Source organism: Micromonospora carbonacea, assembly GCF_014205165.1.
Taxonomy (GTDB): domain Bacteria; phylum Actinomycetota; class Actinomycetes; order Mycobacteriales; family Micromonosporaceae; genus Micromonospora; species Micromonospora carbonacea.
In genome coordinates this window covers 13,448-38,843 of the sequence record NZ_JACHMZ010000001.1, presented here as the reverse complement: position 1 = coordinate 38,843, position 25,396 = coordinate 13,448, and the positions used below count along the sequence as shown (strand labels likewise).

The window sequence follows — 25,396 nt, the reverse complement described above, 5'->3', positions numbered from 1 at the left end:
GGGGGAACACTCCGCCATGGCTCAACCCACCGCCACCGACGCCGACATCGACGCTGATCCCTTCGCCCGGCAGCGCTCCAGCGGGATGCCTTACCAGCGCTACCAGCCGTACCAGCAGCAGTTCCGGATCGACCTGCCCGACCGCACCTGGCCGACCCGGCACGTCGAGGCCGCGCCCCGCTGGTGCGCCGTGGACCTGCGCGACGGCAACCAGGCCCTGATCGACCCGATGTCCCCCGAGCGCAAGCGCCGGATGTTCCAACTGCTGGTGCAGATGGGCTACAAGGAGATCGAGGTCGGCTTCCCGTCGGCCAGCCAGACCGACTACGACTTCGTCCGGCAGCTCATCGAGCAGGACCTGATCCCCGACGACGTGACCATCCAGGTGCTCACCCAGTGCCGGGAGCACCTGATCGAGCGGACGTTCGAGTCGCTGCGCGGCGCGAAACGGGCCATCGTGCACTTCTACAACTCGACCTCCACCCTCCAGCGTCGGGTGGTCTTCGGCCTGGACCGGGACGGCATCACCGACATCGCCACCAGCGGCGCGCGGCTCTGCCAGAAGTACGCGGAGATCCACACCCCGGACACGGAGATCTACTACGAGTACTCCCCGGAGTCGTACACGGGCACCGAGCTGGAGTACGCGCTCCAGGTCTGCTCGGCGGTGATCGACGTGATCGACCCGACCCCGGACCGCAAGCTGATCATCAACCTGCCGGCGACCGTCGAGATGGCCACCCCCAACGTGTACGCCGACTCGATCGAGTGGATGCACCGCCACCTGCCCCGCCGCGACAGCGTGGTGCTCAGCCTGCACCCGCACAACGACCGGGGCACCGGCGTGGCCGCCGCCGAGCTGGGCCTGCTGGCCGGCGCGGACCGCATCGAGGGCTGCCTGTTCGGCAACGGCGAGCGCACCGGCAACGTCGACCTGGTGACGCTGGGCCTCAACCTGTTCTCCCAGGGCATCGACCCGATGATCGACTTCTCGAACATCGACGAGATCAAGCGGGCCGTCGAATACTGCAACCAGCTCCCGGTGCACGAGCGCCACCCGTACGCGGGCGACCTGGTCTACACCGCCTTCTCCGGCTCCCACCAGGACGCCATCAAGAAGGGCTTCGACGCCCTGCACGCCGACGCGGCGGCGGCCGGGGTGCCGGTGGACGACTTCGCCTGGGCCGTGCCCTACCTGCCGGTCGACCCGAAGGACCTGGGCCGCACCTACGAGGCGGTCATCCGGGTCAACTCGCAGTCCGGCAAGGGCGGCGTCGCGTACATCATGAAGAGCGAGCACCAGCTCGACCTGCCCCGCCGCCTCCAGATCGAGTTCTCCGGCGTGGTCCAGCAGGTCACCGACCACGGCGGCGGCGAGGTCGACCCCGGCACCATGTGGGACATCTTCGCCGGGCACTACCTGGTCGACCACCAGAGCGACCCGGCGCTGACGCTGGCCGGCTACGCCATCGGCACCGTCGACGGCAAGGTCGAGATCGAGGCCCGGGTCGGTGTCGGCGAGGCGGACACCCGGCCGCTGACCGCCGTCGGCAACGGCCCCATCGACGCGTACGTCAACGCGCTGGAGTCGGTGGGCGTGGCGGTGCGGGTGCTCGACTACCACGAGCACGCGCTCTCCTCCGGCGGCGACGCGCAGGCCGCCGCGTACGTCGAGTGCGAGGTGGACGGCCGCACGGTGTGGGGCGTCGGGGTCGACGCGAACATCGTCACCGCCTCCGTGAAGGCGGTCACCAGCGCCGTCAACCGCGCCCGCGCCTGAGGCGCAAGGAAGGGCCCCCTGTTAACGCATTCTGCATAGCAGGGGGCCCTTCTTAACGAAGCGCTGCCGCTCACCGGGGCCGGTGGATCAGCAGGCCGGCCATCGCCGCGCCCGCCAGCAGCCCGCCCGCGCACCAGAGCATCGCCCCCCGGAACGCGTCGGTCAGCGCCGCCGCCTGCTCGTACCCGGTGCCGCTCAGTCCGACCAGCAGCGGCAGCGCGGCCACCGCGAGCAGGCCGCCGGCCCGGGACGCGGCGTTGTTGAACCCGCTGGCCACCCCGGCGAACCGGTCCGCCACGGCGGCCAGCACCGAGGCGGTCAGCGGGGCCACCACGAGGGTGAGGCCGAGGCCGAAGAGGGCCACCCCGGGCAGCACGTCCGTCCAGTACGACGCGCCCGGCCTCACCCCGCGCAGCAGCAGCAGGCCGAGCGCGGCCACGACCGGGCCGATCGTCAGCGGCAGCCGGGGGCCGATCCGGGCCGACAGCGCGCCGGCCCGCGACGAGCCGACCAGCAGCAGCACCGTCATCGGCACGGTGGCCAGCCCGGTGAGCATGGCCGACCAGCCGACGACGTTCTGGAGGTAGACGGCGAGGAAGAACGTGAACCCGCCGAGGGCCGCGTACACCACCACCGTGAAGACGTTCAGCACCGAGAAGAGCCGGCTGCCGAACAGGCCGGTGGGCAGCATCGCGGTGTCGCCCCGGCGGCGCTCCACCAGCACGAACGCCACGGCGGCGAGCACGCCGACCAGCACCGACGCCAGCACCGGCGGCGAGGTCACCCCGCGGGCCGGCGCGTCGATCAGGGCGTACGTCACGCCGCCGAGGCCGAGCGCGCCGAGCAGCGCGCCGGCCACGTCGAACCGTCGCCGGCCCGATCCGGTACGCGAGGCGTCGACGTCGCGGCTCTCGGGCGCCCAGCGCAGCGCGGCGAGGACCACCGGCACGGCCAGCGGCAGGTTGATGAAGAAGATCCACCGCCAGGACAGGGCGTCGACCAGCCAGCCGCCGACGAACGGGCCGAGCGCGGTGGAGACCCCGGCCAGCCCGGACCAGGTGCCGATGGCGCGGCCCCGGTCGTCGGGGTGGAAGCTGGACTGGAGCACCGACAGCGAGCCGGGGGTGAGCAGCGCGCCCCCGGCGCCCTGGAGGAACCGGGCCGCGATCAGCCAGCCGGTGTCCTGGGCCAGGCCGCACAGCGCGGAGGCGACGGCGAACCAGACCACGCCGAGGAGGAAGACCCGCCGCCGCCCGAAGCGGTCGCCGAGCGCCCCGCCGAGCAGCACGAACGCGGCCAGCATCAACAGGTAGCCGTTGATGGTCCACTGGAGACCGGCCACGGTGGCGTCGAGGTCCGCGCCGAGGCGGGGCAGCGCGACGTTGACCACCGTGCTGTCCAGGAACACCATCCCGGAGGCGAGGATGGCGGCGAGCAGGGTGCCCCGGCCGGCGGGCGTGCCCATCCGGAGCGCGGGCGCGGGGGCGTGGGGCGGTGTGGGTGCGGTCACGGGTACCAGTGTTCCTCCGGTCGATTTGCCGGACGCCACGAATCATGGAAACGGTGCCGGGGTACTGTGCGCAATCGCCAGGAGCCCGCAAGCTGGAGAGGTGTCGTCTGTGCGTACCAGATCAGGACGTCGCGCGGCCGCGGTGGCCGCGCTCGCCGTGGCGCTGGCCGTCGCGGCGGCCGGCTGCGAGGTCGTCGACGAGCCGGAGGCCGCGCCGAGCGGCGGCGGTGGCAACGTCGGGCAGATGCTCGACCAGCTCACCGTGGCGAGCGCGGGGTCGATGAAGGGCTACAGCCGCAACCGCTTCCCGCACTGGCGGGACACCGGCAAGAACTGCGACGTCCGTGACAGCGTGCTGAAGCGCGACGGCAAGGACGTCCGGTTCTCCGGCTGCAACGTGGTCGCGGGCCGCTGGGAGAGCGTGTACGACGGGCGGACGTTCACCGACCCCTCCGACGTGGACATCGACCACACGGTCCCGCTGGCCAACGCGTGGCGCTCGGGCGCCGACGAGTGGGACGACGCCAAGCGGGGCGACTTCGCCAACGATCTCACGCGGCCGCAGCTCATCGCCGTTTCGGCCTCCTCCAACCGGTCGAAGGGTGACCAGGATCCGTCGCAGTGGAAGCCGGCGAACCGGTCGTACTGGTGCCAGTACGCCGAGGACTGGGTGACGGTCAAGCACCACTGGCGGCTGACGGTGACCAGTGCCGAGAAGGACGCCCTGTCCGACATGTTGGGGGGCTGCACATGGGCGAGCAAGCCGTGACGGGGGAGGCCGCGGCGACGCCGGCCCCGGAGCCGAACGCGGGCGCCGCCCCGCAGCCGAACGCGGGCGCCGCCCCGCAGCCGAACGCGGGCGCCGCCCCGCAGCCGAACGCGGGCACCGCCCCGCAGCCGAACGCGGGCACCGCCCCGCAGCCGAACGCGGGCACCGCCCCGCAGCCGAACGCGGGCACCGCCCCGCAGCCGAACGCGGGCACCGCCCCGGAGCCGGAGGCGGGCACCGCCGGGGGCGGGGCGGCGAGCCGCACGGCCGACATCGTGCCCGGCCCGGGCGGCGTGATGACCGACGAGGTCGGCGTGGTGACCGGCGAGCTGACCCTGCGCACCGAGTACGCGGACGGCCAGGTCGCCCTGCGCGTGCAGTACCGGGAGGCCGACGAGTGGTACGCCGTCACCGGCGGGCGCGCCCCGCTGGCCGACCCGGCCGGGCTGGACGCCGTGCACACGATCGCCGTCGGCCTGCTCGACCGCCCGGAGGGCTGACCGGCCGCCGAGCTGAGCCCCCGGAGGGCCGGCCGGCCACAGGTGTTAACAGGGGCCCCCTGCCATACAGAATGCGTTAACAGGGGGCCCTTCCTTACACGTAGGAGCCGGGTTCCGTGGGGGCCGAGACGACCGCCGGGTCCTCGCCCTCGCCCTCGGGCCGCACGATCTGGGCGCTCACCTTGTGCGGGCGCAGCTCGCCGCTGGCGATCCGCTCCGCGAAGTGGCAGGCGACCCGGCTGCCGCCGATCTCCCGCAGCGCCGGCCGCTCGTCGGCGCAGCGGGTCGGCTGGGCCCACGGGCAGCGGGTGTGGAAGCGGCAGCCCGACGGCGGGTTGGCCGGCGAGGGCAGGTCGCCGGCGAGCAGGATGCGTTCCCGTCGGTCCTCCACGTCCGGGTCCGGCACGGGCACGGCCGACATGAGCGCCCGCGTGTACGGGTGCAGCGGCTCGCTGTAGAGCCGGTCGCTCGGCGCCTCCTCGACCAGCGCGCCCAGGTACATGACGCCGACGACGTCGGAGATGTGCTTGACCACGGCGAGGTCGTGCGCGATCACCAGGTACGTCAGGCCGAGGTTGTCCTGGAGCTCGTCGAGCAGGTTCACCACCTGGGCCTGGATGGAGACGTCCAGGGCGGAGACGGGCTCGTCGGCGACGATCAGCTCGGGGCCGAGCACGAGGGCCCGGGCGATGCCGATGCGCTGCCGCTGGCCGCCGGAGAACTCGTGCGGGTAGCGGGACAGCGCCCACCGGGGCAGCCCGACGGCGTCGAGGGTCTCGCCGATGATCCGCCGCCGGTCGTCGCGGTCGGTGCCGATGCCGTGGGTCTGCAACCCCTCGGTGAGGATCGACTCGACGTTCTGCCGGGGGTCGAGGCTCGACATCGGATCCTGGAAGATCATCTGCATCCGGCGGCGCATGGTGCGCAGCTTCCCCGCCGCGAGGGTGGTCAGCTCGACGCCGTCGAAGCGGACCTCGCCGCCGGTGGGCGGGGTGAGCTGGAGCAGCGCCCGGCCGAGCGTGGACTTGCCGCAGCCGGACTCGCCGACCAGCCCGTACGTCTTGCCGCGCGGGATGCTCAGGTCGACGCCGTCGACGGCCTTCACGTGGCCGACGACCCGGTCGAGGATCAGCCCCCGCTTGATCGGGAAGTGCACCTTCAGGTCGCGGACCTCGACGAGGATGTCGCTCTCGGTCACGGCTTCTCCTCCTCGCGCGGTGCGGGCACCGGGCCGCCGGTCGCGGGCTCCGGCGCGCCGGCGTCGGTCGCCGCCGGGGGCAGCGTGCCGGGGACCGGGGCCGGGTTGACGCACCGGTAGCTGCGGCCGTCGTAGGTGAGCGTCAGCTCCGGCGGCGCCCCCACGCACTCGTCGACGCGGCGGGTGCAGCGCGGGGCGAAGGCGCAGCCGTCCGGCCACGCCAGCACGTCCCGCACGGAGCCGGGGATGGGGTTGAGCCGTTCGCCGCGCCCGGCGTCCAGGCGCGGCACCGAGCCGAGCAACCCCACGGTGTACGGGTGCCGCGGCTCGCGGAACAGCGGGCGGCGGCGGGCCGTCTCCACCACCCGGCCGGCGTACAGCACGTTGATCGTGTCGCACATGCCGGCGACCACCCCGAGGTCGTGGGTGATCATCACGAGCGCGGTGCCGGAGTCCCGGACCAGTTCCTTGAGCAGCTCCAGGATCTGCGCCTGGATGGTGACGTCGAGCGCGGTGGTCGGCTCGTCGGCGATGAGCAGCCGGGGCTGGCAGGCCACCGCCATGGCGATCAGGGCCCGCTGCCGCATGCCGCCGGAGAGCTGGTGCGGGTACTCCTTGAGCCGGCGGCGCGGGTCGGGGATGCCGACCCGGTCGAGCAGGTCGGCGGCCTCCTTCTGGGCCGCCTCCCCCTTCATCCCCCGGTGCCGGGTGAGCACCTCGGTCACCTGGAGCCCGATCGGGATCACCGGGTTCAGCGAGGAGAGCGGGTCCTGGAAGATCATCGCGACGTCCCGGCCCCGGATGTCGCGCCGGGACCGGTCGTCGAGCTGGAGCAGGTCCGTGCCGTCGAAGACGGCCTTGCCGCCGACCCGCAGGCCGGGCTGCTTCGGCAGCAGACCCATGATCGCCAGCGACGTGACGCTCTTGCCGCAGCCTGACTCGCCGACGAGGCCGACCACCTCGCCCGCGTCGACGGAGAAGGAGACCCCGTCGACGGCGTGCACGGTGCGCTGACCGCGCCGGGCGAAGGTGACGGAGAGGTCGTCCACTTCGAGCAGTGCCATTATCGGCCTTCCGTTTGCGACTGCGGGGCTCGCAGGCCCACTCCTCGCGCTGCACACACGACAGCCGACCTACTTCCGCAGCTTCGGGTCGAGGGCCTCGCGCATCGCCTCGCCGAGCAGGGTGAAGCCGAGCGCGGTGACGATGATGGCGAGGGCGGGCAGGATGGCGAGCCGGGGCGCGGCGTCGAGGTAGCGCTGCGCGTCGGCGAGCATCACGCCCCACTCGGGGATGGACGCGTCGTTGTTGCCGAGGCCGAGGAACGACAGCGCCGCGGCCTCGATGATCGCGGTGGCCAGGGTCAGCGTCGCCTGGACGATGACCGGGGCGAGCGAGTTCGGCACCACGTGGGTCAGGGCGATCTTCGGCTTCCGCACGCCCAGCGACGTCGCGGCGAGCACGTAGTCGCTGTTCGACTGGGAGATCATCGACCCGCGCAGCAGCCGGGCGAAGACCGGCACGGAGACCACGCCGACCGCGATCATGACGGTGGTGAGGCCCGCGCCGAGCAGCGCGGCGATGCTGATCGCCAGCAGCAGGCTCGGCATGGCCAGCAGCATGTCGACGAAGCGCATGAGGGTGTTGTCGACGGCCCGGCCCCACTTGCCGCCGAGGCCGGCGCTGGCCCCGGCGATGCCGCCGATGAGCGACCCGACGGCCAGGCCGATCAGCGTGGAGACCACGCCGACGAGCAGGGTCTGCCGGGCACCGACGATCATGCGGCTGAACTCGTCGCGGCCGATGTGGTCGACGCCGAACCAGTTGTCGGCCCGGGGGCCCGGGAAGTAGCCGATGTTGTCCCGGATCTCGCCCTTCCAGAGCTGGGCGTCGGCCGGGTACGGGACGACGAACGGGCCGACGATGGCGATCAGCAGGAACAGGGCCAGGATGACCGCGCCGACGATCGCGGCCGGGTTGCGCCGCAGCCGGCGGAACGCCTCCCGCCAGAGGCTCACGCCGCGCTCGTCGTCCCGGGCGGCCAGCTCGGCGAGCCGGTCGATCTTCTCGCGCTTCTTGCCGGGGCTGATCGTCATCGCACCCTCACCCTCGGGTCGATCACGCTGTAGGAGAGGTCCACGAGGAGGTTCACCAGCACGTACACCACCGCGATGATCAGGATGAAGCCCATCAGCACGGGATAGTCGCGCTGGCTGATCGCCTCGGCGACGAACGCCCCGATGCCGCTGAAGGCGAAGACGGTCTCGGTCAGCACCGCGCCGGAGAGCAGGCCGCCGGTGAGCAGGCCGATCGAGGTGACCACGGGGAGCATGGCGTTGCGCAGCACGTGCCGGCGGCGGACCGTCGACTCGGTGAGGCCCTTGGCCTCGGCGGTGCGGACGAAGTCCTCGTTGAGCACCTCCAGCACGCTGGCCCGGGTGATCCGGACGATGATCGCCAGGGGGATGCTCGCCAGCGCGAGGCCCGGCAGCACCAGGTGCCAGAGGGCGTCGGCGGCGGCGTCCCACTCCCGGGTCATCAGCCCGTCGAGGACGAAGAAGTTGGTGATCCGGGTCGCCCCGAGGGTCGGGTCCTGCCGGCCGCTGGACGGGAACCAGCCGAGGTTCTCCGAGAAGAGGGCCTTGAGCACGTACGCGAGGAAGAACACCGGGATGCAGATGCCGATCAGCGAGCCGCCGACCGACAGGTGGTCGAACAGCCGGCCCCGGCGGCGGGCCGCCAGGTAGCCCAGCGGGATGCCGATGCCGATGGCGATGATCATGGCCATCACGGTCAGCTCGACGGTGCCGGGGAACCGCTCGAAGAACTCGGTGACGACCGGGCGCTTGGTGGAGGTCGAGGTGCCGAGGTCCAGTTTGATCAGTCGCCGGACGAACCGGCCGTACTGGATCAGGATCGGCTCGTCGAGGCCGAGGTTGCGGCGGATGGCGGCGCGCATCTCCGGGGTGCCGCGCTCGCCGAGGATGGCGGTCTCGGGGCCGCCGGGCAGCCGCCGGAGCCAGATGAACAACAGGAGGGAGAGCCCGAACAGCGTCGGTATGAGCTGGAGCAGGCGTCTGACGATGAACCGGAACACGGCGGCCTCGAAAGGGGTACGGAGGGCTGCGGGCGGGCGCCGTGGGTAACGGCGCCCGCCCGTGGTCCTTGCGTCAGGTCAGGACTTGAACTCGGCGGTTCCGAACCGCTCGTCGGTGAGCGGGCTCGCCTTGATCCCGGTCACGTCCTTGCCGAACACGATCGCCGGCGGCGAGTGCGAGATCGGCACACCCGGCAGCAGGTCCATGATCGCCTTGTTGAGGGCCTTGTACTTCTCCACCCGGGCCGCCTGGTCGGCGGTGGTGTCCGCGTCCTTGAACTGGGCGAAGAGCTGGGCGTTGTTGAAGCCCCACTCGTCCTTCGGCCGGTCGAAGAACGTGCCGATGAAGTTGTAGGCGTCGCCGTAGTCACCGGTCCAGCCGAGGAAGTGCAGGTCGTGCTTGCTGCCGGAGGTGGTGGCGTTCAGGTAGTCGGGGCTCCACTTCAGCGGGATGGCCTCGACGTTGATGCCGACCGCCTTGAGGTCCGCCGAGAGCAGCTCGAAGATGTCCTTCGGGTTCGGCATGTACGGCCGGGTGACCTCGGTCGGGTAGTGGAACTTCAGCGTCAGGTTCGACGCGCCGGCCTCGGCCAGCAGCGCCTTGGCCTTCTCCGGGTTGTAGTCGTACTTGGTGACGTCGCCGTTGAAGCCCTCGACGGTGTCGGGCATGAAGTTCAGCGCGACCTTCGCGCCCGGGGGCAGCTTCGAGTCGACAAGCGCCTGCCGGTTGAGCGCGTGCGCGATCGCCTGCCGGACCTTGAGGTCGGCGAGCTTCGGGTTGCCCTTCTGGTTGATGGCCAGGTAGAGCACGTTGAACGCCGGGCGGGTGAGGACGTTGAAGCCCTCGGTCTTCAGCGGCTCGACGTCGGCCGGGCCGACCAGGTCGTACCCCTGGATGTCGCCGGAGCGCAGCGCCTGCTTGCGCGCGTTCTCGTCGGAGATCGTCTTGAAGATCAGGGTCTTCAGCTTGGCCTTGGCGCCGTAGTAGTCGTCGTTACGCTCGATGGTGAGCGTCTTGTTGGCGACGTCCCAGGACTTGAACTTGAACGGGCCGGTGCCGGTCGGGTGCTCCGTCGCGTACGACGGGTACTTGATGTCCTCGGCGGTGCCGCCGACGTTGCTGGCGTCGTACTGCTGGAGCGCCTTCGGGCTGTGGATCGAGAACGAGGGCAGCATCAGCGCGGCCGGGATCTTGCTGGAGACCCGGGTGAACGCCAGGTCCACGGTGGTGGCGTCCTTGGCGGTGCAGGACTTGAAGAGGCTCGGCGGCAGCTCCGGGTCCTCGTTCTTGGCGAAGCCGCCCATGACGTCCTGCCAGTACGCGGTCACGTCGGGGCTCTGCATGAGGCCCTTCGCGTTGTACCAGCGGTCGAAGTTGGCGCAGACGGCCTCGGCGTTGAAGTCGGTGCCGTCGTGGAACTTCACGCCGGAACGGAGCTTGAACGTCCACGTGGTGCCGGCGGCGTCCGGGGTCCAGGACTCGGCCAGCCCCGGGGTGACCTTGGTGCCACCCTCCTCCGGCCGGACCAGGGTCTCGAAGACCTGGCGCGCCACGCGCAGCGACTCGCCGTCGCTGGCAAAGCTGGGGTCGAGGACCTTCGGGTCGCCGGCCACGCCGAAGACCATGGTGTCCTTCTTGCTACCGCCGGAGTTGTCATCGCGGTTGCTCTCGGCGCAGCCTGCTACCGCGAGGGCCGCGACCGCGACGGCCGCGACAGCGACCTTCGGCCTGGGTGCACGCATGGGTGCTTCACCTCGTCCTTGGGGGTACGGACAACGTGGTGACAGGGGTCACCGATGGGCGTGACCTTAGCTCCCGTTCGGACCGGCCCGAAACCGGCAGGGCAAGGGTTGGTATCGGATCGTGTCCCAGCCACGACACGGCCGAAGAATCCACGGCGAACAACGGGTTTCGCCGAACGATCCGAAACCGCGATGCCAAACTGTTACGTCGCCCCTGCCCCTGAGGGCACCTGGTGTCAGACCGCCCGACGCCCCTCGAACGCGCGGCCGAGGGTGATCTCGTCGGCGTACTCCAGGTCGCCGCCCACCGGCAGGCCGCTGGCGAGCCGGGTCACCGAGATGCCCATCGGCTTGACCATCAGCGCCAGGTACGTCGCCGTCGCCTCGCCCTCGGTGTTCGGGTCGGTGGCCAGGATCAGCTCCCGCACCGCGCCGCCGCCCAGCCGGGTCATCAGCTCGCGGATGCGCAGGTTGTCCGGCCCGATCCCCTCCAGCGGATTGATCGCCCCGCCGAGCACGTGGTAGCGCCCCCGGAACTCACCCGTGCGCTCGATCGCCACCACGTCCTTGGGCTCCTCGACCACGCACAGCACCTCGTCGCTGCGGCGCGGGTCGCGGCAGATCCGGCACTGCTCGGACTCGGCGACGTTGTAGCAGGTGGTGCAGAAGCGCACCAGGTCCTTGACCTTGCGCAGCGCGCCGGCCAGCCGGTTGATGTCGGCCGGGTCCGCCGACAGGACGTGGAAGGCGATCCGCTGCGCGCTCTTCGGGCCCACGCCCGGCAGCCGCCCCAGCTCGTCGATCAGGTCCTGGATGGCACCTTCGTACATCTGCGTCGGCCGGCTCAGAAGCCGGGCAGGCCGAGGCCGCCCATCCCGCCCGCGACCGGGCCCATCTTCTGCTCCGTCAGCGCCCGGGCGGCCTCGGCGGCGTTGTGCAGCGCGGCGACCACCAGGTCCTCCAGCGTCTCCACGTCCTCCGGGTCGACCGCCTTCGGGTCGATCTTGATGCTCTTGACGTCGCCGGAGCCGGAGACCGTCACGGCGACCAGGCCGCCCCCGGCGGTGCCGGTCAGCTCGGCCTCGGCCAGCTCGGCCTGGGCCTTCGCGATCTGCTGCTGCATCTTCTGCGCCTGCTTCAGCATCTGCTGCATGTTCGGCTGTCCACCTGGGCGCACGGATGGCTCCTTCTCGCACTCGTCTGCTCGGCCGCGCCCAGCCTAACCGGGGCGCGGACCGTCGCCTGGCACGGGCGACGGTCCGCGTCAGCGGGCGTCCACCTCGTCGATCTTCTCCGCGCCCAACGCCTCCCGGAGCAGCTGCACCGCCTGCTCCTCGCTGGACTGCCGGGCCGTCCGCTCGTCGATCACCTCGTCGAGCGGCTCGTCGCCCGGGTCGAAGCCCTCGTAGGTCGGTGCGGCCGACGCCGCCGGGCCCGGGCGGCCACCGCCGCGCACCGGCCCGTCGTAGTCCGGGTCGTAGGGCGGCTCGCCCGCCCAGTCGGCGTCCGCGGTCTTGCGGGCCCCGTTCTGGGTACGCGCACCCCGGCCGGCCGCCGCAGCCCGCGCGGCGGCGAGCCCGCTGCCGGCAGCGGGAGCCCTGCCGCCCGCAGCGGCGGTGCCGTTGGTCGGCGCGGTGGGGGCGGCACCACGCGCGGCGGCACCGTTGGCCGGCGTCGCCGGGGCGGCACCGTTGGCCACAGCGCCGTTGGCGGCACCGTTGGGCGACGTCGCCGGGGCGGCGGCCGGGGTGGGCCCGCCGGGCGGGGCCGTTGCCGGCGGCGCGGCGGCGGGGGCGACGCCACCCGGGCGGGCCGCCTCCGGCCAGTCGTCCCCGGCCGGTGCGCTCGCGGCGGGAGCGGCGGCCCCGCCGGGGCGGGCCGGCTCGGGCCACTCCTCGTCCCCGCCAGCGGCACCGCCGCCTCCGGCAGGACCCGGCGCGGCACCGGGCGACGGGCGGGCGTTCGTGGCGGGCGCGTGGGCTGCGGATGCGGGGGTCGCGGGCGGGGCCGGCGCGGGACGCGGCGGGGCGGGGGCGGGCCCCCGGGAGCCGCCCGGCGACCCGCCGCCCCGCTCGCCGGCCACCTCGCAGCGCACCTGCCAGCGCCCGCCGAACTCCTCGTAGAGCGCCTCGGCCAGCACCGACGTGTGGTTGCCCATCATCTGCGCGAGCACCGGAGACTTGACGGTCAGCACCAGGGTGTCGCCGTCCACGTCGCGGACCACCGCGTCGCGCATCAGCGCGGCGGCCGGCTTCTTGATCCGGTTGACCTTCGCGACGATGTCCGACCAGACCCGGCGCACCGCGACGGCGTCCAGGGGGCCCGCCGCAGCCGCGCCGGGGCGGGGCGGGGCGGGGGTCGCCGGGTCGGGCATGACCGCCTCCGGCGGGACCTCCCGCCGGGGCGCGGCCGGGGCGGAAGCAGCCGGGGCGGGGCCTGCGGACACCGGAGCCGATGCCGCGGCGGCCACGGGCGGCGGGGCGGCCGACGGGGCCGGGGCGGTCGCCGGGGCGGCGGACACCGCCGCCGGCGCGGGGTGCGCGGCAGCCGCCGCAGGCGGGGTGGCCTGCTCGGGGCGTACCGCCGGGGCGGTGGCGACCGGCGCGGAGCCGGCGGCGGCCGGCGGCAGCTCGACGGCGCCCAGGGTGAGCCGGCGCTCCATCCGCTCCAGGCGCTGGAGCAGGCCGCCGGTGGAGTCGTCCGCTCCCGGCAGCAGCATGCGGGCGCAGATCAGCTCCAGCAGCAGCCGGGGCGCGGTCGTGCCGCGCATGGCCACCAGGCCGTCGTGCACGATGTCGGCGCACCGGGACAGGGTCGCCGCGCCGAGCCGCTGCGCCTGGGCGGTCATCCGCTCGATCTGGTCGGCCGGGCCGTCGATCAGGCCCTTCTCGGCGGCGTCGGGCACCTGCTGGAGGACGATCAGGTCGCGCAGCCGCTCCAGCAGGTCCGAGGCGAAGCGACGCGCGTCGTGCCCGGCCTCGGCCACCCGGTCCACGGTCGCGTACGCCGCCGCGCCGTCGCCGGCCGCGAGGGCGTCGCACATCTCGTCGAGCAGCCCCGAGTCGGTGACGCCGAGCAGCGCGGCGGCCCGGGGATAGGTGACCCCCTCCGGGCCCGCGCCCGCGATGAGCTGGTCGAGCACGGAGAGGCTGTCCCGGGCGCTGCCGCCGCCCGCGCGCACCACCAGCGGGAAGACCGCCGGGTCGACGGTCACCCCCTCGGCCTCGGTGAGCTGCTCCAGGTAGGGGCGCAGCGTCTTCGGCGGGATCAGCCGGAACGGGTAGTGGTGGGTCCGCGACTTGATCGTGCCGAGGACCTTCTCCGGCTCGGTGGTGGCGAAGATGAACTTGACGTACTCCGGGGGCTCCTCGACCAGCTTGAGCAGGGCGTTGAAGCCGGCCGACGAGACCATGTGCGCCTCGTCGATGACATAGATCTTGAACCGGCTGCGGGCCGGCGCGAAGAACGCCTTCTCGCGCAGCTCGCGGGCGTCGTCGACGCCGCCGTGGCTGGCCGCGTCGATCTCGATGACGTCGATCGAGCCCGACCCGTCGGTGGCCAGCGAGCGGCACGAGTCACACTGCCCGCACGGCTCCGGCGTCGGGCCCTGCTCGCAGTTGAGCGAGCGGGCCAGGATGCGGGCGCTGGAGGTCTTGCCGCAGCCGCGCGGCCCGGAGAAGAGGTACGCGTGGTTGAGCCGCCCGCTGCGCAGCGCCTGCGACAGCGGCTCGGTGACGTGCTCCTGGCCGATGACCTCGGCGAAGGTGCGCGGCCGGTACTTGCGGTAGAGCGCGAGTGTCACGCGTCCCGCCTCCTCTCGACCGAGCCATTCTGCGCCGGTCAGGCACGGGTGACCACCCACCACCCCGTGCCCCGACCCGGATCTGGCCCTGCACCTGACCTGCGGCGTACCGTACCGGTGCCGGGAGACAAAAAGGCCTCCCGTGCACCCGGCAGAGCTCGCTTATCCTTGCTGCCTTCCGGCCCTGGGGAGGTTCACGAGATACCGCCGCACGGGAGGTGACACCCACCCTACCCGACGCCCGGTCGATCTTCGGGGGGTGGTGGGGTGGCCGGCGCGCGGCGGACCTGTATCCTGTCCCACGGAGGATTCGCCTAGAGGCCTAGGGCGCACGCTTGGAAAGCGTGTTGGGTTAACACCCTCACGAGTTCGAATCTCGTATCCTCCGCTCACCTGAGCAGCACGGACGACAGGGTCGGCTCCCCCACGGGACCGACCCTGAGTCGTCTCTGCGGTCCTGCCGTCTCCCGCGCCCCGCCCCGGGTCGGCCGTTCGGCCGGGTCGGCTGCCCGGTCGGCGGCCGACCCGCCCGTTCGCCTGGTTATGGGCGTTGATCTATCCCCCTAGCGTGTCGGGGCGTCCAACAACGAGCGGGGGTTTGTGTTGCGTCGGATGACGACACGTCGAAAGACAACGGCAGGGGTGTCGGCCCTGGCCGTGGTGGCCGGGCTGGCGGTCGGTGCGCCCGCGCGGGCGGCCGACGAGTTCGGCACCATCACCCGGGAGGGCATCGCCCTCCAGTATCACCGGGTGGCGAAGGCGGTGACCCCGGTGCAGGGGACGGGTGCCACCCGGTCGGACTTCGACGGCGACGGCCGCGACGACCTGGCGGCCTCGGGCGACCCCTTCGAGACCAGTCTGCCCCAGTATCCGACCGGCGTGGTGGTCGTGCGCTACTCGTCGGCGCCGCAGGTCGACTACTTCTTCGGCGTCCTGTCGTCGGAGGGCGGCTGCGGCTGCTTCGGCACCGCGCTGGCGGCGGGCGACTTCAACGGCGACGGCTACGACGACCTGGTGATCGGCGACTCGGACGAGGTGGACCCGCGCAACAAGACCCACGCGGGCGGGGTCTGGGTCATCCCGGGCAGCGCCTCGGGCCTGGTGGTCGGCGCGGCGGGCCACTTCAACCAGAGTTCGCCGAACGTGCAGGGCGAGCCGGAGAGCTACGACCGGTTCGGCGGCGCGCTCGCGACCGGCGACATCAACGGCGACGGCCGCGACGACCTGGCGATCGGCGCGTACGGGGAGGCGATCGGGGACAAGGCGGACGCCGGTTCGGTCTACGTCCTGTTCGGCGGGTCGGGTGGGCTCACCGCCACCGGCTCCCAGTATCTCCAGCAGGACCAGGCGGCGGTGCCGGGCGCGGCCGAGCGCAACGACCACTTCGGCTTCTCGCTCGCGATCGGCAGGGTCGACAACAACAGGTACGCGGACCTGGTCATCGGCGCGCCGCACGAGAACGACGGCACGTCCTGGGACGGCAGCGGCATGGTCACCCTGATGTGGGGCTCGGCGGGCGGCGTGTCGACCACGGGCGCGACGTCGGTGACCGGCGCGGCGGTGCACCCGGCGACGGGCGACGAGTTCACGATCGCCTGGTACCTGGGCGAGACCCTGGCGGTCGGCGACGTGAACGGCGACGGGCTGGGCGAGGTGATCGCGGGCGCGCCCAGCGCACAGACCCCGGACATCACCGGGGGGCTCATCGCCGCGTTCACGGGCCGGTCCGGCGGCCTGTCCGCCAGCGCCGTAAAGATCATCACGCAGCGCACGGCGGGCGTGCCGGGCGACCCCGAGGCCGAGGACCGGTTCGGCGGCTCGCTCGCGGTCGGCGACGTGACCGGCGACGGCAGGGCGGACGTGCTGGTCGGCGTGCCCGGCGAGGACATCGGCTCGACGGACAGCGCCGGCATGATCACCCTGCTGAAGGGTTCCTCCTCGGGCCTCACGGGCACCGGGGCGCAGGGCTTCGACCAGAACCACTCGGTGGTGCCGGGCTCGGCCGAGCGCGGGGACGTCTTCGGCGCCTCCGTCGCGCTGCTGAACCTCGACGGCACCGGCGCGCTGGACGCCGTCGTGGCGTCGACCGGCGAGGAGGTGGCGTCGGACACGGCGGGCTACCCGTCGGGGTCGATCGCCTCGTTCTTCGGGTCCAGCGGCGGGCTCGTGCCGCAGACCACCTCGTGGAGCGGCGCGTCGCTGCGCACCGACCGCGCCTGGCCCCACCGCTACGGCATGCGCATCGCGGGGCCGCAGAGCGGCGGCTCGTTCTACTGATCCGGGTACCTCCCGCGCTGTAGGAAGGGCCGGCCCCCCGCCCGGGGCCGGCCCTTCTTCCACGTCCGCACCGGCCCGGCGTCGGCAGGGGGTGCGTTCGGTACGGTCCGGGGCAGCGCCGGCACGCCACGCCCGGTCGTACACATGTTCTATCCACAGCCTGTGGACGGGCGGAGGGTTCCGATGAGTTACCAGCTCAGGGCGGTGGTGGCCGATGTCGAGCTGCTCCGCGAGCGGACCGCCGACCTGGACCACGCGGTGCTCGCCGCGCTGCGGCAGGACTTCGCGCTGCTGCCGGTCACCCCGCATCTCGTGGAGGAGCTGACCGGGGCGCTGCCGGACTTCGCCGCCGGGGAGCCGGGCCCGGAGCAGCCGTTCGAGCTGGTGTTGTCGCCGGCCCTGGCGGGGCTGTTCGCCGGGTGGTCCCGGTCGGGGCCGGTGGCCTATCTGGAGGCGGAGTTCTCGGGGGGCCTCGGCCGGCAGGCGTCGGTGGTGTGGCTCGGCGGCGCGGTGAGCTGGGGGCCGCACTTCGACGACGTGTTGGCCGCCCCGCGCGGGCAGTGGCCGCTGAACGCGGCGCTGATCCGCATCGGCGCGGAGCCGGGGCGGTGGATCGACCCGTTCGCCGAGCTGGGCCTGCACCTGGAGCGGAACACGGCCGGCTGGCTGGCGCACGGGCGGCGCGGGCTGACCGCCGACTACTGGGACGAGCTGGCCGAGGAGTGGGAATTCGGGGAATCCGGCGCTCGGCAGCAACCTGAGCGCCCCGGGGCCGTTGGGGACTGGGGGATTCCATGAAATTCAGACAATTCGTTTTCATTGCGACACTGCTCGCGGCTGCCTCGATCGCCGGCAGCGGCGTACGTCCACAGGGGCCGGTCGACGCCGGGGGCGACGCGCGCCCGCCCGGCCCGCCGCCCGACGCCGGCCGGTCGGCCGTCGACGAGGCCGCCGACGAGGTCGTCGACCTCAACGGCCTGCCCGACGTCGAGTTCGGCGACACCGAACAGGAGCTGGCGCGGCGCGGGATGCTGGCGTCCGACGTGGACACCTGCGGGCCCACGCTCGTCGGCCACGGCGCGGTCAGCCCGATCTTCGTCGACGACCGGCTGGTGCTGCTCTGGCTCGACGACCCGGCCCACACGGCGGAGCGGATCGACGTCCGCACCCCGCAGGGCATCGGCGTCGGCACGCCGGTCGAACAGGTCCGCGCCCGCTACCGGTCGGTCAGCCCGCTCGACGCGCCCCGGCGGACGTACCGGTTCGACGGGCTGCTGGCCCGCAGCGGCGACCGCGCGTACCTCTTCCTGCACGACGGGCGCACCGTCCGGAAGATCATCGCAGGGTACGCCGACTGGGCCCGCCGCCTCTTCGCCGAGGGCTACGGACCCTGCTGAACCGAAGCCACGGCCCCCGCTGAGCCGAGCGCTCCGGCTGCTCCTGACGGCCTGACCGACGCGTATCCGATCATGGGTTGTGCGGACGCGGGCCGGACGGTAGAGACGACGCATGCGTCGGGTAACCACGGTCGTCCTCTCGGTGGTCTGCGTGACCCTGCTGGGCGTCGTCACGAACGTCGCCACCGGGGCGCTGCCCGACGGGTGGACGCCGCACCTGTGGCTCGCCTGGCCGGCGCTCGCCGTGGTGGTCGTGGCGCTGATGGTGGTCGAGATCCGGCGGTCCCGCGAGTCCCCGCCGGCCACCGGCGTGGCCGCCGCGCACGCCCGCCGGGTCCTGCTCGACCGGGTACGCCGGTACTGGATCAGCAGCGTGCTGGACCGCTCCCTGCACCAGGAGGCCCGGATCCAGCTCGGCGTCACCGCGTCGGCCGACGACCGGCGGTACCCGTGGACGCTGCGGGCCACCCACCGTGGCAGCTTCACCGGCGTGCTCGACGGGGGCGCGTCCGTGGCCGGCCTCTTCGAGCGGCTCGACCGCGCCGTGGTGATCCTCGGTGCGCCCGGCTCCGGCAAGACGACCACCCTGCTCGAACTCGCCCGGGAGCTGGTCGACGCGGCCGGGCGGGACCCGGACGTCCCGATCCCGGTGGTGCTGAACCTGTCGTCGTGGGCCACCCGACGCCTGCCGCTGGAGCAGTGGCTCGCCGCCGAGCTGACCGAGCGCTACGGCATCCCGCCCCGGCAGGCGACCGCCTGGATCGAGGTCGGCGCGGTGCTGCCCCTGCTCGACGGCCTCGACGAGGTGGTCGCGACCCGCCGCGACGAGTGCGCGGCGGCGATCGCCGCGTTCCACGCCCGGCAGCCGCTCACCCCGATCGCGATCTGCTGCCGCGAGTCGGAGTACGGAGAGCTCCGCACCGGCCTGCCCGTCTACGGCACGGTGACGATCCAGCCGCTGACCCGGCCGCAGATCGAGCGGTACCTGGACCGCTCCGGTCCCGCCCTCGCCGGCCTCCGGGCCGCCCTCGCCGCCGACGAGGGCCTGTGGGAGTTCACCGGGTCGCCCCTGCTGCTCGCCATCATGGGCCTGGCCTACGCCGACGGTCCCGGCCCGGCCGACGGTCCCGGCGGTCGCCGCACCCGCCTCTTCGCCCGGTACGTCGAGACGATGCTGCGGCACCGCCCGCACCCGGCGTACCGGCCGGATCAGGCCGTCCAGTATCTGACGGTGCTCGGCCATCAGTTGAGCAAGCGCCAGCAGAGCATCTTCGTGCTCGACCTGGTCGCCCCGACCTGGTCGCCGTTCTGGATCGGCGGTGCCGACCTGCTCAGCCGGGCGCTGGCCAGCGTCGCCGTGGGCGGGCTGATCGCCCTGCTCGGGGCCGGCCTGCTCGGCTGGCCCGGCCTCGTGGTGGGACTGGCAGCCACGACGCTGACCATGCTCGCCCTGGCCTACGAAGATTACGACGACCTCGAACTGATCGCCTCCCGGGAACGCCGGCCGGAGAACCGGGCCATCCGGGTCAACTGGCTGACCGGCACCGCCGACGAGCTGCGCGACGTGGCCGGCAACGCCGTCGTCGGATGGACGACCGTGGCAGCGGCCCTCCTGGTCGGGCTGGCCTTCGGCCTCACCGACGAGCTGCGTGGCTGGCCGGGCCTGCTCGCCGACTTCGCGTACTGGCTCGGGCTGCTGCTGGCCACCCTGCTCGCCCTGGCCGTCAGCCGCGCCATGCTGTTCGACCTCTACCTGGTCGGCCCGCCCGGCGGCGCGCCGCGCCGCGAGATCCCGAGCCCCGCCCTGCGGCAGCGGCTCCGCTTCGCCGCGACCGGCGCGCCGCTGCTGGGCCTCGTCACCGGCGCCCTCGCCGGGCTGCCCGTCGGCCTGGCCCGCACCGGCGCCGACGGCCTCCGGTACGGGGTGGTCGTCGGCGCGTTCGCCGCGTCGTACCTGCTGGTGGCCGTCGCGCTCGGGCCACTGGCCGAACAGTGGCTGGTCCGGCGGCGGCTCGCCCGCGACGGCGTCGTGCCGTGGCCGCTGCGGCCGTTCCTCGACTACGCCGTGCAGTGCCTGTTCCTGCGGGACGTCGGCGACGGCTACATCTTCGTCCACCGGGAGTTGCTGGAGTTCTTCGCCGACCGGCTGGCCACGTCCGACGCCCGGGCGCTGCCGCGCCCGTGAGATCGGGTTGCGGATAACAGAGCCGCGGATCTCGGACAGCAGCACATCTCCCTCTGCGGCATCGTTCCGGTGTCGGCGTCGTTCCGACGTCGACGACCACGCCGAGGAGCAGATGTTGCTGACCATCGCCAAGAATCCGATTCCGGACCTGAGCGTCACGGGCGCGCTCGACCCCTACGCCGAGCAGATCGAGCAGGCGTTCGGCAAATACGAGCAGACGACCGGTGAGGAGTTGGCGGAGCACGAACGGCAGGCCATCCTGGCGCAGCTCATCGCCTGGTCCGGCCCCGAGGGCAAGGAGTCCTTCCCCTCCTGGCCGCAGGCCGTGCGGGCGGCCCAGATGCGGGTGAAGACCGGCGGTTTCCTGGGCGAGCGGAACACGACCGTCGTGCAGTCCCGCAACGAGGGCCTGTTCAACATGGCGATGGGCAGCGTCAACTGGGCCAACTGCGGAAAGACGGCGGAGAACATCCTGGTCGAGTTGAAGAAGAAGCACCCCACCTTCGTCGACGGCATCGGGGCGGGGAAGCTGGAGAAGGTCGGCTCGGGTGCCGGGGAGGAGTTGCTGAAGCTTCTCCGGAAGGTGCCGCAGAAGGGGCAGATCCTGCTTCTCGACTGTTCCTTCCCGTCCGTGCACACCTTCCTGCTGGAGATCCACCCGAACGGCAACCGCTACCTGTGCCAGGGCTACCAGGGCACCTACTACGCGAGCTGGTGGACGGGGAAGGACGAGGGCGGTCTGCTCGTCGGCGAGAAGCAGGACGCGAAGATCAGCAACGAGGACCGGGAGCGGCTGCACCGGACGCGTGAGTCCTGGGGCCTCGGCCGGTCCGTCAACCCCAACCGGTACGACGACACGGTCGTCCTGCTGGCGAAGGCGTTCGACGAGGCGGCCCTGCCGGACATCGGCGAGGGCGAGTACGCGGGCATCGAGGTCGAGAAGCTGCGTCGGCAGGAGACCGCCGCGTGGGAGGTCTTCGCCAAGTTCTGGCCGGAGCTGCCGTTCTGCCCCGTGCAGCGCGAGACGGACAGCATCGCCAAGCGCACCCAGCGCCCCGAGATCGAGATCACCACGATCCTGGTGCCGGACGTCACCGCGAACACCGGCACGTCGGTGACGGTCCCCGTGGTGCCCAACTCGATCAAGGGCTGATCAGGGCCCGGCAGAAAGCGGAAACGCCCGGTCGATCCTCGCGGATCGACCGGGCGTTCTCGCATGTCACGAGCGGTGGCGGCGGGATTTGAACCCGCGGAGGGCGTAAACCCTCACACGCTTTCGAGGCGTGCTCCTTAGGCCACTCGGACACGCCACCGCCGACGAGGGTACAGGACACCGGGACCGGGTGCCGAACCGGTATCCCCCGGGTCGGCCTGGCAGGATCTTTGCCATGAGTACGCACATCGGCGCGAAGCCGGGAGAGATCGCCGAGCGGGTCCTGATGCCGGGCGACCCGCTGCGGGCCAAGTGGATCGCGGAGACCTACCTCGAGGACGCCAGGTGCTACTCGACGGTCCGGGGCATGCTGGGCTTCACCGGCCGCTGGAACGGGGTGGAGGTGTCCGTCCAGGGCTCGGGCATGGGCATGCCGTCCGCCTCGATCTACGCCCACGAGCTGATCAACGACTACGGCGTGCGGACCCTGATCCGGGTCGGCTCCTGCGGGGCGCTGACCGAGGAGCTGAAGCTGCGGGACGTGGTGGCCGCCATCGGCTCGTCCACCGACTCCAACATGAACCGGATGCGCTTCGCCGGGCTGATCGACTACGCCCCGGTCGCCGACTTCGGGCTGCTGCGTACGTCGGTCGAGGTGGCCGAGCGGCGCGGCATCACCATGCGGGTGGGCCCGATCCTGGCAGCGGACGCCTTCTACACCGACCGGCCGGACCTCTACGACAGCCTCGCCGACTACGGCGTGCTGGCGGTGGAGATGGAGTCGGCGGCGCTCTACACGATCGCCGCGCGGTTCCGCGCCCGCGCGCTGACCCTCCTCACCGTCAGCGACCACATCAAGACCGGCGAGAAGACCACGTCGGAGGAGCGCGAGCAGACGTTCTCCCAGATGGTCGAGATCGGCCTGGACACGGCGATCGCCTGAGCGGTCCCGCCCGGCCCCGGCGTGCCGCCGGGAGATCGTGCTCGATCAGGGATCGAGTGGCCTCGGAGCGTCGCCGAGGCCACTGCATCCCGGATCGGGCACGATCTCGCCCGGGTCGGCCCGTTACCGGGTCAGCGGAAGAAGGCGCGCAGGACGGCGGAGTTCTCCGCCTCCAGCACCCCGCCGTAGACCTCGGGGCGGTGGTTGAGCCGCCGGTCGCGCAGCACGTCCCAGAGCGAGCCGGCGGCCCCGGTCTTGGGCTCCCAGGCCCCGAAGACGACCGCCGCGACGCGGGCGAGCACGATGGCCCCGGCGCACATCGTGCAGGGTTCCAGCGTCACCACGAGGGTGCAGTCGTCCAGCCGCCACCGGCCCAGGCGTTCGGCGGCCCGGCGCAGCGCCAGCACCTCCGCGTGCGCGGTCGGGTCCCCGGCCAGCTCCCGCTCGTTGCGCCCGACGGCCAGCTCGGTGCCGTCCGGGCCGTAGACGACGGCGCCGACCGGCACGTCGTCGGCCGCCTCACCAAGGCGAGCCGCACCGCCGGCCGGCGCGGCGTCGCGGGCCGGGTCGGGGCCGGTGACCGCGACCTGGAGGGCGCGCCGCATCCACAGCTCGTGCCGCTGCCGACGGCCGGCTCCACCCAGGCCCGCGCCGCCGAGATACCCGCCGTCCGGGCCGGCAAGGCCCAGTTCGGCCAGGCCCTCGTCGGCGCCCGGCCCGAACCGCCGCACCGCGCCCGGGGTCGGCTGTCCCGGCCGTACGCGCTCCAGCGCCGGGTCGGTGGCGTCCGCCGGCTCAGACGCCACGCAGCTCCTCGACCTCGTCGGCGCAGCCGAGGACCTGGCACACCTCGGCGGTCACGTCGGCCGGGAGCATGCCCTCGTGGGCGCAGAGGCGCAGCAGCCGCTGCGCGGAGATGCCGAGGTCGGCGAGGAGGTCCGCGTCGCCGACCGGGTCCGCCTCGGGGTCGACGGCCGGCTGCTCGCTGTCGTCGTCGCTGCCGGCGCTGGCGCGCGGCTCCTCGGTGTCGTCGAAGCCGGTGACCGACCCCTTGAGATCGCCGACCAGCAGCGCGCCGAGCCGGGACTCCTCGGCGTACGCGGAGTCGGAGCCGAACACCCGCAGGTCCTCGCCCTCGTCGAGGCGCAGGACGACGAGGTAGGCGTCGTCGGCCTCGACGAAGAGCAGCGACAGGTCGGCGTCGGGCTCGACGTCCCGCAGCCGGTCGGCGACCTCGTCGACGTCGGTGGCTCCGCGCAGGTTCACCTCTGCGGCGGTCCAGCCGCCTCCGTCGCGCACCACGGCGGCAGCGAAGTACGACATGGTTCCCCCAAGTTTGCCTCGGCACAGCACGCCGACTCGTTACGCGTGCACGTTAACCGGTCGGGTCGGCAGGCGACCGGTCAACGCCCCGAAGGGCCGGTCATTCCTGTGGAAAGTGTGGCGGGCGGCCGGACCCGTCAGCCCGCGACCCGGCGTCGGGTGGCGATGAGCTGCCGCAGCCGTTCGGTGCGCGCGCGTTGGGGCCGTTCCCGTTCGCGTCCCGCTCTGGCCCCCGCCAGCTCGGCGAGAATCTGGAGGCGGCGGCGGCTCCGCTCGGGGTCGAGCCGCGGGGTGGTCCAGGCCATACCGCCGAGAGTGCGCCGTCGGAGCGGGTACGTCAAGACGGGATTCGGTGCGCAGCCGGTCGGCGACCGACGGTGGCAGCGCGCCCCGGCCGGCTCCGCCGCGGGGGACCCGTCACCACAGCGGCCAGTCGCCCGTCGTCGCCCAGGTCACGGCCACCACGGCGGCGGCGACGCTCCAGCCGCCGGCGGTGACGATCGCGACGCCGGTGGCGACGCCCCGGTCGCCGTGGCGGGCCAGCGCCAGGGCCGCCCCCCAGGCCAGCCCACCGGCGACGACCGTCCACCAGGCGTAGCCGGGGACGTCGCGGCCGAGGAGGGCGAACAGCACGAGCCACGCGGCGGTGACGGCGGCGCCGGAGGCGACGGCCGACCCGGTCACCGGGTGCGGTTCGCGCCAGGTCGGCCGCGACGGCGGCCCGGAGGGGAAGAGCCCCGACGGGGTACGCGAGCCGGGGTGGGCCGGCTGTTCCGGGTCTGCCCATCCCGGGTGGGCCGGCTGCCAGGTCATCACCGCACTCCGTCCGCCGGTTGCCGCAGGCGCGGGGTGGACACCCCGGACCGTACCCTCCCCACCGTATCGGTTCTGTCAGGATGGGCGGATGTCCTCGCGCTTCCCGCGTCGGCGTCGCCCGCGCGCGGCGTACCCGGTGCTGCTGCTGCTCGCGCCGGTGCTGGCCGCCGGTTGCGGCGCGCCGCCGCCGAACCGCACGCCCGGGGCCGGCTGGGTGGCGCCGACCGGGATGGTCACCGGCGGGCAGCCGGCCGGGACGCCGGCCGACCCGTCGGGGGCGGCGGTCACCCCGTCGGCGACGGCGCGGCCGTCGGGGTCGCCCAGCCCGACCCGCACCGGCCTGCGGCACGTCTTCCCGGTGCGCGCGGGCAACGTCGCCTACCACCCGACCCACTCCGCCTATCCGGGGACCGACATCTTCGCCGACTGCGGCGAGCCGGTGGTGGCGGTGACCGACGGGACGATCCTGGAAGTGAGCCGGGTGGACCGGTTCGACAAGCGGGGGCCGCTGGGGCCCTACAACGGCGGCCTGTCGGTGTCGCTGCTGGGCGACGACGGGGTCCGCTACTACGGCTCGCACCTGAGCGCGATCGCCGACGGGATCGACGCCGGCACGCGGGTGCGGGCGGGCGAGCAGCTCGGCCGGGTGGGCCGCACGGGCAACGCGAACAACGTCTGCCACCTGCACTTCGGGCTCTCCCCGCAGTGTGCGGGCCGGGGCGACTGGTGGATCCGGCGCGGGGTGGTCTGGCCGGCCCGCTATCTCGACTCGTGGCGGCGCGGCGGCAACCGGGAGCCGGCCGCCGAGGTCGCCGCGTGGCGTCGCAAGCACGGCTGCCCGAAGGCGCCGGCCGGCACCGACTGAGCGACGCGCTGGGAGCGGGACCAGGGACGGTCCAATCG

At 73.1% G+C, this 25,396-nt stretch carries 23 protein-coding genes, 2 tRNA genes and 1 other RNA gene; 11 read left to right on the top strand and 15 right to left on the bottom strand.

Features of this window, described 5'->3' with window-relative positions; all coding sequences use genetic code 11:
- Positions 1 to 16: 16 nt before the first annotated feature.
- Positions 17 to 1,780: a 2-isopropylmalate synthase gene (leuA, locus tag HDA31_RS00175; RefSeq protein WP_178066692.1), complete on the top strand. Its 1,764-nt coding sequence runs from the start codon at positions 17 to 19 to the stop codon at positions 1,778 to 1,780.
- Between the two features lie 70 nt (positions 1,781 to 1,850).
- Here leuA and HDA31_RS00170 read toward each other — a convergent pair whose 3' ends face one another.
- A complete protein-coding gene (locus HDA31_RS00170; protein ID WP_178067910.1) occupies positions 1,851 to 3,245 on the bottom strand; it encodes an MFS transporter in 1,395 nt (464 codons plus the stop codon).
- A gap of 154 nt (positions 3,246 to 3,399) precedes the next feature.
- On the opposite strand from HDA31_RS00170, the gene HDA31_RS00165 reads away from it, so the two are divergent.
- The gene (locus HDA31_RS00165) at positions 3,400 to 4,059 is read left to right on the top strand and encodes an HNH endonuclease family protein (protein ID WP_178066693.1); all 660 of its coding nucleotides are present in this window, start codon (positions 3,400 to 3,402) and stop codon (positions 4,057 to 4,059) included.
- Positions 4,041 to 4,559, top strand: coding sequence for a hypothetical protein (locus HDA31_RS00160; protein ID WP_178066694.1), 519 nt, complete (start codon positions 4,041 to 4,043; stop codon positions 4,557 to 4,559). The genes HDA31_RS00165 and HDA31_RS00160 overlap by 19 nt, the downstream gene beginning before the upstream one ends.
- A 94-nt stretch (positions 4,560 to 4,653) precedes the next feature.
- Here HDA31_RS00160 and HDA31_RS00155 read toward each other — a convergent pair whose 3' ends face one another.
- From HDA31_RS00155 to ffs, 9 genes are all read right to left on the bottom strand, one after another.
- On the bottom strand, positions 4,654 to 5,757 hold the full coding sequence (locus HDA31_RS00155; protein ID WP_043964893.1) for an ABC transporter ATP-binding protein: 1,104 nt from the start codon (positions 5,755 to 5,757) through the stop codon (positions 4,654 to 4,656).
- Entirely contained in the window at positions 5,754 to 6,821 is a 1,068-nt protein-coding gene (locus tag HDA31_RS00150) for an ABC transporter ATP-binding protein (RefSeq protein WP_074472206.1), read from the bottom strand. The genes HDA31_RS00155 and HDA31_RS00150 overlap by 4 nt, the downstream gene beginning before the upstream one ends.
- Positions 6,822 to 6,890: 69 nt before the next feature.
- Entirely contained in the window at positions 6,891 to 7,853 is a 963-nt protein-coding gene (locus HDA31_RS00145) for an ABC transporter permease (protein ID WP_178066695.1), read from the bottom strand.
- Positions 7,850 to 8,854, bottom strand: a complete 1,005-nt coding sequence (locus HDA31_RS00140) for an ABC transporter permease (RefSeq protein ID WP_043964889.1) — start codon at positions 8,852 to 8,854, stop codon at positions 7,850 to 7,852. Before HDA31_RS00140 ends, HDA31_RS00145 begins: the two co-directional genes overlap by 4 nt.
- Before the next feature lie 78 nt (positions 8,855 to 8,932).
- Positions 8,933 to 10,597 carry an ABC transporter substrate-binding protein gene (locus HDA31_RS00135; RefSeq protein WP_178066696.1) on the bottom strand — a complete coding sequence of 555 codons (1,665 nt, stop codon included), beginning with the start codon at positions 10,595 to 10,597 and terminating at the stop codon, positions 8,933 to 8,935.
- Positions 10,598 to 10,833: 236 nt separating this feature from the next.
- Complete coding sequence (gene recR, locus HDA31_RS00130) at positions 10,834 to 11,427, bottom strand: recombination mediator RecR (RefSeq protein WP_043964885.1); 594 nt, start codon at positions 11,425 to 11,427, stop codon at positions 10,834 to 10,836.
- 14 nt (positions 11,428 to 11,441) lie between these two features.
- On the bottom strand, positions 11,442 to 11,750 hold the full coding sequence (locus HDA31_RS00125; protein WP_043964883.1) for a YbaB/EbfC family nucleoid-associated protein: 309 nt from the start codon (positions 11,748 to 11,750) through the stop codon (positions 11,442 to 11,444).
- Positions 11,751 to 11,861: 111 nt separating this feature from the next.
- A complete protein-coding gene (locus tag HDA31_RS00120) occupies positions 11,862 to 14,399 on the bottom strand; it encodes a DNA polymerase III subunit gamma and tau (protein WP_178066697.1) in 2,538 nt (845 codons plus the stop codon).
- A 131-nt stretch (positions 14,400 to 14,530) separates the two neighbouring features.
- An RNA gene (gene ffs, locus HDA31_RS00115) (signal recognition particle sRNA small type) lies at positions 14,531 to 14,620 on the bottom strand.
- Positions 14,621 to 14,702: 82 nt separating this feature from the next.
- Between ffs and HDA31_RS00110 the strand changes: the two genes are divergently transcribed.
- The 6 genes from HDA31_RS00110 (at position 14,703) to HDA31_RS00085 (ending at position 21,411) form a co-directional block, all read left to right on the top strand.
- A tRNA-Ser gene (locus HDA31_RS00110) sits at positions 14,703 to 14,787 on the top strand.
- A 224-nt stretch (positions 14,788 to 15,011) separates the two neighbouring features.
- Positions 15,012 to 16,676: an FG-GAP-like repeat-containing protein gene (locus tag HDA31_RS00105; RefSeq protein ID WP_178066698.1), complete on the top strand. Its 1,665-nt coding sequence runs from the start codon at positions 15,012 to 15,014 to the stop codon at positions 16,674 to 16,676.
- A 183-nt stretch (positions 16,677 to 16,859) separates the two neighbouring features.
- Positions 16,860 to 17,474, top strand: a complete 615-nt coding sequence (locus HDA31_RS00100; RefSeq protein WP_178066699.1) for a hypothetical protein — start codon at positions 16,860 to 16,862, stop codon at positions 17,472 to 17,474.
- Positions 17,471 to 18,073: a hypothetical protein gene (locus tag HDA31_RS00095; protein WP_178066700.1), complete on the top strand. Its 603-nt coding sequence runs from the start codon at positions 17,471 to 17,473 to the stop codon at positions 18,071 to 18,073. Before HDA31_RS00100 ends, HDA31_RS00095 begins: the two co-directional genes overlap by 4 nt.
- Positions 18,074 to 18,185: 112 nt before the next feature.
- The gene (locus HDA31_RS00090) at positions 18,186 to 20,258 is read left to right on the top strand and encodes an NACHT domain-containing protein (RefSeq protein ID WP_178066701.1); all 2,073 of its coding nucleotides are present in this window, start codon (positions 18,186 to 18,188) and stop codon (positions 20,256 to 20,258) included.
- Between the two features lie 112 nt (positions 20,259 to 20,370).
- A complete protein-coding gene (locus tag HDA31_RS00085; protein WP_178066702.1) occupies positions 20,371 to 21,411 on the top strand; it encodes a hypothetical protein in 1,041 nt (346 codons plus the stop codon).
- A 73-nt stretch (positions 21,412 to 21,484) separates the two neighbouring features.
- Here the strand turns inward: HDA31_RS00085 and HDA31_RS00080 are convergent.
- Positions 21,485 to 21,571: transfer RNA gene (locus HDA31_RS00080), tRNA-Ser, on the bottom strand.
- 75 nt (positions 21,572 to 21,646) lie between these two features.
- Between HDA31_RS00080 and deoD the strand changes: the two genes are divergently transcribed.
- Positions 21,647 to 22,354, top strand: a complete 708-nt coding sequence (gene deoD / locus HDA31_RS00075) for a purine-nucleoside phosphorylase (RefSeq protein WP_178066703.1) — start codon at positions 21,647 to 21,649, stop codon at positions 22,352 to 22,354.
- 131 nt (positions 22,355 to 22,485) lie between these two features.
- Here the strand turns inward: deoD and HDA31_RS00070 are convergent, their stop codons facing one another.
- The 4 genes from HDA31_RS00070 to HDA31_RS00055 all read right to left on the bottom strand — a co-directional run bounded on the left by HDA31_RS00070 (position 22,486) and on the right by HDA31_RS00055 (position 24,490).
- Complete coding sequence (locus HDA31_RS00070; RefSeq protein ID WP_178067912.1) at positions 22,486 to 22,959, bottom strand: nucleoside deaminase; 474 nt, start codon at positions 22,957 to 22,959, stop codon at positions 22,486 to 22,488.
- 190 nt (positions 22,960 to 23,149) lie between these two features.
- A complete protein-coding gene (locus tag HDA31_RS00065) occupies positions 23,150 to 23,677 on the bottom strand; it encodes a tRNA adenosine deaminase-associated protein (protein WP_178066704.1) in 528 nt (175 codons plus the stop codon).
- Positions 23,678 to 23,814: 137 nt separating this feature from the next.
- Positions 23,815 to 23,982: a hypothetical protein gene (locus HDA31_RS00060; RefSeq protein ID WP_176734415.1), complete on the bottom strand. Its 168-nt coding sequence runs from the start codon at positions 23,980 to 23,982 to the stop codon at positions 23,815 to 23,817.
- A 112-nt stretch (positions 23,983 to 24,094) separates the two neighbouring features.
- The gene (locus HDA31_RS00055; protein ID WP_178066705.1) at positions 24,095 to 24,490 is read right to left on the bottom strand and encodes a hypothetical protein; all 396 of its coding nucleotides are present in this window, start codon (positions 24,488 to 24,490) and stop codon (positions 24,095 to 24,097) included.
- A 91-nt stretch (positions 24,491 to 24,581) separates the two neighbouring features.
- On the opposite strand from HDA31_RS00055, the gene HDA31_RS00050 reads away from it, so the two are divergent.
- Complete coding sequence (locus tag HDA31_RS00050) at positions 24,582 to 25,358, top strand: M23 family metallopeptidase (RefSeq protein ID WP_178066706.1); 777 nt, start codon at positions 24,582 to 24,584, stop codon at positions 25,356 to 25,358.
- Positions 25,359 to 25,396: the final 38 nt, after the last annotated feature.

Excerpts from the sequence above, each read along its gene's own strand:
- HDA31_RS00105 (WP_178066698.1), top strand. The coding sequence starts at position 15,012 with ATGACGACACGTCGAAAGACAACGGCAGGGGTGTCGGCCCTGGCCGTG.
- deoD (WP_178066703.1), top strand. The coding sequence starts at position 21,647 with ATGAGTACGCACATCGGCGCGAAGCCGGGAGAGATCGCCGAGCGGGTC.
- HDA31_RS00150 (WP_074472206.1), bottom strand. The coding sequence starts at position 6,821 with ATGGCACTGCTCGAAGTGGACGACCTCTCCGTCACCTTCGCCCGGCGC.
- HDA31_RS00065 (WP_178066704.1), bottom strand. The coding sequence starts at position 23,677 with ATGTCGTACTTCGCTGCCGCCGTGGTGCGCGACGGAGGCGGCTGGACC.
- HDA31_RS00060 (WP_176734415.1), bottom strand. The coding sequence starts at position 23,982 with ATGGCCTGGACCACCCCGCGGCTCGACCCCGAGCGGAGCCGCCGCCGC.
- HDA31_RS00095 (WP_178066700.1), top strand. The coding sequence starts at position 17,471 with ATGAAATTCAGACAATTCGTTTTCATTGCGACACTGCTCGCGGCTGCC.
- HDA31_RS00085 (WP_178066702.1), top strand. The coding sequence starts at position 20,371 with ATGTTGCTGACCATCGCCAAGAATCCGATTCCGGACCTGAGCGTCACG.
- HDA31_RS00160 (WP_178066694.1), top strand. The coding sequence starts at position 4,041 with ATGGGCGAGCAAGCCGTGACGGGGGAGGCCGCGGCGACGCCGGCCCCG.
- HDA31_RS00125 (WP_043964883.1), bottom strand. The coding sequence starts at position 11,750 with ATGCAGCAGATGCTGAAGCAGGCGCAGAAGATGCAGCAGCAGATCGCG.
- HDA31_RS00170 (WP_178067910.1), bottom strand. The coding sequence starts at position 3,245 with ATGGGCACGCCCGCCGGCCGGGGCACCCTGCTCGCCGCCATCCTCGCC.
- HDA31_RS00100 (WP_178066699.1), top strand. The coding sequence starts at position 16,860 with ATGAGTTACCAGCTCAGGGCGGTGGTGGCCGATGTCGAGCTGCTCCGC.
- HDA31_RS00145 (WP_178066695.1), bottom strand. The coding sequence starts at position 7,853 with ATGACGATCAGCCCCGGCAAGAAGCGCGAGAAGATCGACCGGCTCGCC.
- HDA31_RS00135 (WP_178066696.1), bottom strand. The coding sequence starts at position 10,597 with ATGCGTGCACCCAGGCCGAAGGTCGCTGTCGCGGCCGTCGCGGTCGCG.
- HDA31_RS00090 (WP_178066701.1), top strand. The coding sequence starts at position 18,186 with ATGCGTCGGGTAACCACGGTCGTCCTCTCGGTGGTCTGCGTGACCCTG.
- recR (WP_043964885.1), bottom strand. The coding sequence starts at position 11,427 with ATGTACGAAGGTGCCATCCAGGACCTGATCGACGAGCTGGGGCGGCTG.
- HDA31_RS00050 (WP_178066706.1), top strand. The coding sequence starts at position 24,582 with ATGTCCTCGCGCTTCCCGCGTCGGCGTCGCCCGCGCGCGGCGTACCCG.
- HDA31_RS00070 (WP_178067912.1), bottom strand. The coding sequence starts at position 22,959 with ATGCGGCGCGCCCTCCAGGTCGCGGTCACCGGCCCCGACCCGGCCCGC.
- HDA31_RS00055 (WP_178066705.1), bottom strand. The coding sequence starts at position 24,490 with ATGACCTGGCAGCCGGCCCACCCGGGATGGGCAGACCCGGAACAGCCG.
- leuA (WP_178066692.1), top strand. The coding sequence starts at position 17 with ATGGCTCAACCCACCGCCACCGACGCCGACATCGACGCTGATCCCTTC.